Consider the following 6,000-nt stretch of genomic DNA (forward strand, 5'->3'; position numbering starts at 1 on the left):
GGCGCTCTCTATTTTTCTAGAGAGAAGGAAGGTAGGGACGTGGTATTACTAGGGGCATTAATTAATGCTCTGCTTATTATGGCAGGTGCATTAGTAGGACGCATTTTTAAAAATATACCTGAATCGATGAAGTCTACTGTATTATCAATTATCGGTTTAGCAGTTGCACTTTTAGGCATTAAAATGGGCTTTGAAAGTGATAATTTTATTATTTTAATGATAAGTTTAGTGATCGGTACAGTAATTGGTGAGTGGTTAGATTTAGATAAGCAAATGAATAGACTTGGACAATGGGTAGAATCTTTATTCAGCAAAAATCGTACTGATAACAATCAAATTAGCATAGCAGAAGGTTTTGTAACGGCTTCTTTAATATTTGTAGTTGGCTCTATGGGCGTCATTGGTGCGCTCGATAGTGGTTTGCGTAATGATCATAATGTACTGATTACGAAAGGATTAATCGATGGATTTATTTCGATAATATTAGCATCTACATTAGGTATTGGTGTGCTATTATCTGCATTCCCTGTATTCGTCTATCAAGGATTAATTGCACTTTTTGCAGGTATTATTAGCTCCTTTATACCAGATGCAGCACTACAAATGTTTATTCATGAAATGACTGCTGTAGGCGGTGTTATGATTTTTGCCATTGGTTTAAATATAGCAGGCTTAACTAAGATCAAGGCTGCTAACTTGTTGCCAAGTCTCATCGTTGTCGGTATTGCGGTTGCTATCTTCTATATGTTTCAGTGAATAACGATGTGCAGCAAGTAATAACGCTCTTGAAAGCTTTTCAGCCATTGCATAGGAAATATGAAGTCTTGTATTTTGTAAAACAAGCATTTCCATAAAGCCTCCAACATTGACTATTCCTTTAATGGAAATATCACCGATTGGAGGTAATTGTTTTTTTACAGCTTTTCCCGGAAAAATAGGTCCGTTCTGTACAGAAATATGTCCAACATTTTGTTCACTTCCAAGACATGCATCAATCGCAATAATGAAAGGTTTTATAGTATGATTGTGTAGCTGTTGCATAGTAGTGTCTAAATTAAGAGCATGCAAAGGATTGTCTAAAGAGCCAACAATTTCATGTGGAAAACTAACTGACTTTTTTAGGAAGCTACCTGTTAACGGCCCAAGTGTATCACCTGTACAACGGTCACTTCCAATACAACAGAAAATAAGGCGTTCATGATGAAATGGTATATGTTCTAAAAATAATGTACTTAATTGCCAAACGATATTTTTACTTTCATGATGAAGAGAATAAGGGAGTAACAATTTTGGTATAGTATTCATAAAAAAACTCGCTTTCCTTTTTATTTGTAAGAAGTGCTCGATTTTTATGCAGTATACGCAAATTTTTAGCAAGTTATTCAAGAGGTGGTAATAATGGATTGGTTTAGTGAAAAGGTATTAAGTAACTTATGGGATAAGTTGATATCAGAGGAGCTTTGGATAAATATCACAGAAGCTTCAATTAAGATTACGGTTATTTTGATCGCATCGTGGTTAGCTGTCCGATTAGGTAAAAAGTTTATTAAAAAAGTGTTTTTAATGCGAATGAGTTCACCTTTAAACCACTCAGAACGCCGGCAAAAAACAATTTCAAAATTATTACAAAGTATTATCTCCTATGCCGTTTATTTTTCAGCAATCATGGCTATTCTTCCTATCTTACACATTCAGATAGCAGGTTTATTGGCGGGAGCGGGGATTCTCGGTTTAGCAATCGGTTTCGGTGCGCAGAGCTTAGTGAAGGATGTCATTACTGGATTCTTTATTATTTTTGAAGATCAATTTGGCGTTGGAGATTATATAAAAATAAATGCAGCTGAAGGAACTGTTATAGAAATCGGTTTACGTACGACGAAGATTAATGGTTCTACAGGAGAGCAGTTTATTATTCCGAATGGTTCAATTGGTGATGTTGTCAATTACTCTGTCAACAACTCTAAAATTCATATAGATTTACAAATGACGACCGATGCCGATTTTGAAAGAGCTGAATCTATTATTAAAAAGTATTTAAATACTTTACCTGACATTCATAAGGAACTTGTAGCAGTACCTGTCTTTTTAGGTGTCCAAAATGTTAAGGGTACAGAAGTAACGATTCGTATAGTCGCAGAAACATTGCCACAACAACAATACGGGGTGGCTCGTACTATTCGTCGTGATGTTACAAAACTCTTTGAAGAAAATAATATACCAATGGCTCATCAAAAAATGATGTTCTACGGTGTGAATGGAAAAGATGAGGGGGATGGTGAATAATATGGAACCGAAGAAATTTGGTCTAAATGATATTGTTGAAATGAAAAAGCAGCACCCATGTGGCACAAATGAGTGGAAGATTATTCGTATGGGGGCGGATGTGCGTATTAAATGTGAAGGCTGTCAGCATAGCGTCATGATTCCACGCCGCGAATTTGAGAAAAAAATGAAAAAGGTTTTAATTTCCGCTAGTGAAGACTAGTTTGTATCTTCAATCAGTAGGTGTTCGGACACCCATTGATTGAAGACACAGCCTCCGGACGTAATTACGCCAAGGCGAAATTGATGTGTATTAGACTTTTTATGAGTGAATCAATATAATAGATAAGGTTATACAGTGATTCATCAGTGAGGACTTCTGTAACCTCACAGTATCCGTTAGTACGGGAAATAAGAACAAATTTGAACAGATCATAGAAAGGTTGTGTCCATTCATGGCATTAACAGCTGGAATCGTTGGTTTACCTAACGTTGGAAAATCAACATTATTTAACGCAATTACAAAAGCGGGCGCATTGGCTGCAAACTATCCATTCGCAACAATCGATCCGAACGTCGGTATTGTTGAAGTACCAGATGCACGTTTAGATAAATTAACAGAATTAGTAATACCTAAAAAAACAGTACCAACGGCATTTGAGTTCACAGATATTGCTGGGATCGTAAAAGGCGCTTCAAAGGGTGAAGGGTTAGGGAACAAATTCCTTGCTCATATTCGTGAAGTAGATGCAATTTGCCAAGTTGTACGTTGCTTTGTTGATGAAAATATTACGCACGTATCAGGTGCAGTTGATCCGATTGACGATATTGAGGTCATTAATTTAGAGCTTGCACTTGCTGATTTAGAATCTGTTGATAAGCGATTACAACGTGTTGGCAAAATGGCAAAGCAAAAAGATAAAGAAGCAATGATTGAAGAACCAATTCTTGTGAAAGTTAAAGAACAATTAGAAAACGGTCGACCAGCACGTGCTACAGAACTTTCAGAAGACGAGCTAAAGGTTATTAAAGGACTTCATCTTTTAACAATTAAACCTATGCTTTATGTGGCAAATGTTTCAGAAGATGAAGTAGCTGACGCAGATAATAACGAGTATGTACAAAAGGTACGTGAGTATGCAGCTGCTGAAGGAGCTCAAGTTATCACAATTTGTGCAAAAATCGAGGAAGAAATTTCTGAGCTTGATGATGAAGAAAAAGCAATGTTCTTAGAAGAACTAGGCATTAAAGAATCTGGTTTAGACCAATTAATCCGTACTTCATATGATTTACTAGGACTAGCAACATACTTCACTGCTGGGGTACAAGAGGTACGTGCATGGACGTTCCGTAAAGGTATGAAGGCACCACAATGTGCAGGAGTCATTCATACAGACTTTGAACGTGGATTTATTCGTGCAGAAACAGTTGCTTTCGATGATTTAGTAGAAGCTGGTTCTCAACCTGCTGCCAAAGAAGCTGGTAAAGTACGTCTTGAAGGTAAAGAGTATGTTGTGCAAGACGGCGATATTATGTTATTCCGTTTCAACGTGTAAAATACGAGCAGAGGCAATCTTTAAGTAGATTGCCTTTTTTGTCTATATACTTGTCTGAATTTTCAATCTAAAAAAGGAGGTTAGTATGAACATATTACAAATAAAAGAACGTGGTTTAGAGATTGAACAGCTAGGTAGATTACCAGAAGATATACTAGAGCTTATTTATGAGCATCAATTGTTTAAGCTATTCACTGTAAAGGAATTAGGCGGTAAAGATTTAGATCTACTAGAGGGCATTAAAGTATTCCAGCAGATGTCTGCACTTGATGGCAACTTTGGCTGGCTTGTCACAATAGGGACAGGGGGTAACGCGTTTATTCCAACATTGAACAAAGAGGTTTGTGAAAAAATATTTTCACCAAGAAATGCAGTCATAGCAGGTAGTGGCTATCCTACGGGTACAGCAGTAAAAATAGATAATGGTTATAGAGTAACAGGTCAATGGAAGTATTGTAGTGGAGCAGATTATGCTACAACTTTTACGATGAATTGCTTTGTCGAGAATGAGGGTATTAGAACAGATGAAATAATTAGTTGCTCAATAAATAGTGATCATGTAGAGGTTCTTGATGATTGGCGAGCAATGGGCTTAAAAGCGACAGCTAGTCATACGATTCGTGTGCAAAATGTTTGGGTACCACAAGAGGAAACATTCCAATTAGGCACAATTAAAAACAAGTATGGAAGTGCGGTACATAGTTTTCCGTTTGGTGCATTTGCAGAAGCCTCTTTTATAAGCGTTTGTCTTGGGATAACAGAAAATTTCTTAGAAGAGGCATCTATTTTAGCAAAGCAAAGAAAGCATGATCCAAGCCGTACTGAACGTATGGGCGCAATACAATTTCTATTGATGAAGCAACAGAAGAACTTTAGACAGCTTGAAGAGAAATTTTACTCAAAGTTGAATGAATACTGGCAAAAACATAAAGAAGGTCATGAGTTGACTGAAGAAGAGCTACAACAATTTTCACGAATAAGTAAAGATACTGCAGCGGCTTGTATAGACATTGCCAATAGCTTAATACGTAGGCTTGGTATGGATGCAATTACGGAGACATCTTCAATTAATCGAATTTGGAGAAATTTATATACAGCAGCACAGCATGGTTTTTTAACGTTGTGAATTTGTGTAAAAAACAGAATCTTCTTGGAGATAAGCAGATTCTGTTTGTAACGTGACTCTCAGCAAAGTTATTTCTTTTCCTCGGGCAAATTTACATAAAGCTTAGGTAAATGAGGATCATCCTGTATTAATGCATTTTTTGGGTATTTACGTAATTCTTTATACATGGAAAAATCACCGACTGCTCCAGCGATTAAAAAAGCACCCACTAATACTAAAACAGTACTGTTAAAGTAGAAACCAGTAATTGTCGGGAGAACACCAGTTGTCCAAAATGGAAGTAATAAAGCTTTTTTCATTGCATGATTCGGTAACGGTTGTTCAGTTGTTGCGTACGCTATGCCAAGCTCTAAATTCAGGCCATATTTTAATGATTTAAAGGGTACGCCTCCAAAGACCATAAAGCCAATTAAATGAAAGGCTTCATGTAAGACAATGAAAACAATATACAGAATAACGAAAAGGATAGATCCAATCATCATATTCCAAAATGAAAAATCAAAATCTTTAAAGCAAATATATTGAATAGCTACAAACAATATGACGAGACCACTTGTGACAACAATATTGTCCATCATTAGTTTTTTTATATCCAACTCTATTACGATAGGTTCTTTATCTGGTTGCATGAAGATCCTCCGTTCATTCATGAATTAAGTTCATTATATAGAAAGAATTGTTTGATTGCGACTTGAAAGACATGTATCTATATGTTACAATTCATTGATGTGAGTAATAATTATTACTTGCTCCTTGCTCCCTTTTATAGGAGAGCCTAAGTCCATAAGGAGGTGTAAACAGATGAGAAAATACGAATTAATGTACATCGTACGTCCGAACATTGAAGACGAAGCGAAGAAAGCTTTAGTTGAACGTTTCAACGAAATCTTAACTTCTAACGGTGCAGAAGTCATCGAATCAAAAGAGTGGGGCAAACGCCGCTTAGCTTATGAAATTCAAGACTTCCGCGAAGGTTTCTACCAAATCGTGAAAGTAAACGCTACTTCAGAAGCAATTAACGAATACACACGTCTTGCTAACATTAGCGAAGATATC

The 6,000-nt window shown here is 36.5% G+C and carries 8 protein-coding genes; 6 read left to right on the forward strand and 2 right to left on the reverse strand.

The window, feature by feature from the left end; all coding sequences use genetic code 11:
• Positions 1 to 39 precede the first annotated feature (39 nt).
• The gene (locus tag ACFXN8_RS23035; protein WP_376076088.1) at positions 40 to 756 is read left to right on the forward strand and encodes a DUF554 domain-containing protein; all 717 of its coding nucleotides are present in this window, start codon (positions 40 to 42) and stop codon (positions 754 to 756) included.
• Here ACFXN8_RS23035 and yyaC read toward each other — a convergent pair.
• Entirely contained in the window at positions 673 to 1,305 is a 633-nt protein-coding gene (gene yyaC / locus ACFXN8_RS23040) for a spore protease YyaC (RefSeq protein ID WP_376076089.1), read from the reverse strand. The two genes, ACFXN8_RS23035 and yyaC, sit on opposite strands and share 84 nt — an antisense overlap.
• Before the next feature lie 93 nt (positions 1,306 to 1,398).
• Between yyaC and ACFXN8_RS23045 the strand changes: the two genes are divergently transcribed.
• From ACFXN8_RS23045 to ACFXN8_RS23060, 4 genes are all read left to right on the forward strand, one after another.
• Complete coding sequence (locus ACFXN8_RS23045; RefSeq protein ID WP_376076091.1) at positions 1,399 to 2,283, forward strand: mechanosensitive ion channel family protein; 885 nt, start codon at positions 1,399 to 1,401, stop codon at positions 2,281 to 2,283.
• 1 nt (position 2,284) lies between these two features.
• Complete coding sequence (locus tag ACFXN8_RS23050; protein WP_376076094.1) at positions 2,285 to 2,485, forward strand: DUF951 domain-containing protein; 201 nt, start codon at positions 2,285 to 2,287, stop codon at positions 2,483 to 2,485.
• 232 nt (positions 2,486 to 2,717) lie between these two features.
• Positions 2,718 to 3,818, forward strand: a complete 1,101-nt coding sequence (gene ychF, locus ACFXN8_RS23055) for a redox-regulated ATPase YchF (protein ID WP_386847820.1) — start codon at positions 2,718 to 2,720, stop codon at positions 3,816 to 3,818.
• Between the two features lie 85 nt (positions 3,819 to 3,903).
• Positions 3,904 to 4,944 (forward strand): acyl-CoA dehydrogenase family protein, encoded by a 1,041-nt coding sequence (locus ACFXN8_RS23060; RefSeq protein WP_386847822.1) that lies wholly within the window; start codon positions 3,904 to 3,906, stop codon positions 4,942 to 4,944.
• A gap of 68 nt (positions 4,945 to 5,012) precedes the next feature.
• Here the strand turns inward: ACFXN8_RS23060 and ACFXN8_RS23065 are convergent, their stop codons facing one another.
• Positions 5,013 to 5,573 (reverse strand): DUF3267 domain-containing protein, encoded by a 561-nt coding sequence (locus ACFXN8_RS23065; RefSeq protein ID WP_376076099.1) that lies wholly within the window; start codon positions 5,571 to 5,573, stop codon positions 5,013 to 5,015.
• Between the two features lie 172 nt (positions 5,574 to 5,745).
• On the opposite strand from ACFXN8_RS23065, the gene rpsF reads away from it, so the two are divergent.
• The coding region (gene rpsF, locus ACFXN8_RS23070) for a 30S ribosomal protein S6 (RefSeq protein WP_386847823.1) at positions 5,746 to 6,000 on the forward strand (255 nt) is incomplete at its 3' end.

Origin of the sequence: Lysinibacillus sp. NPDC059133, from assembly GCF_042755925.1 — a bacterium.
GTDB lineage: Bacteria > Bacillota > Bacilli > Bacillales_A > Planococcaceae > Lysinibacillus.

Excerpts from the sequence above, each read along its gene's own strand:
- ychF (WP_386847820.1), top strand. The coding sequence starts at position 2,718 with ATGGCATTAACAGCTGGAATCGTTGGTTTACCTAACGTTGGAAAATCA.
- ACFXN8_RS23065 (WP_376076099.1), bottom strand. The coding sequence starts at position 5,573 with ATGCAACCAGATAAAGAACCTATCGTAATAGAGTTGGATATAAAAAAA.
- yyaC (WP_376076089.1), bottom strand. The coding sequence starts at position 1,305 with ATGAATACTATACCAAAATTGTTACTCCCTTATTCTCTTCATCATGAA.
- ACFXN8_RS23060 (WP_386847822.1), top strand. The coding sequence starts at position 3,904 with ATGAACATATTACAAATAAAAGAACGTGGTTTAGAGATTGAACAGCTA.
- ACFXN8_RS23050 (WP_376076094.1), top strand. The coding sequence starts at position 2,285 with ATGGAACCGAAGAAATTTGGTCTAAATGATATTGTTGAAATGAAAAAG.
- ACFXN8_RS23045 (WP_376076091.1), top strand. The coding sequence starts at position 1,399 with ATGGATTGGTTTAGTGAAAAGGTATTAAGTAACTTATGGGATAAGTTG.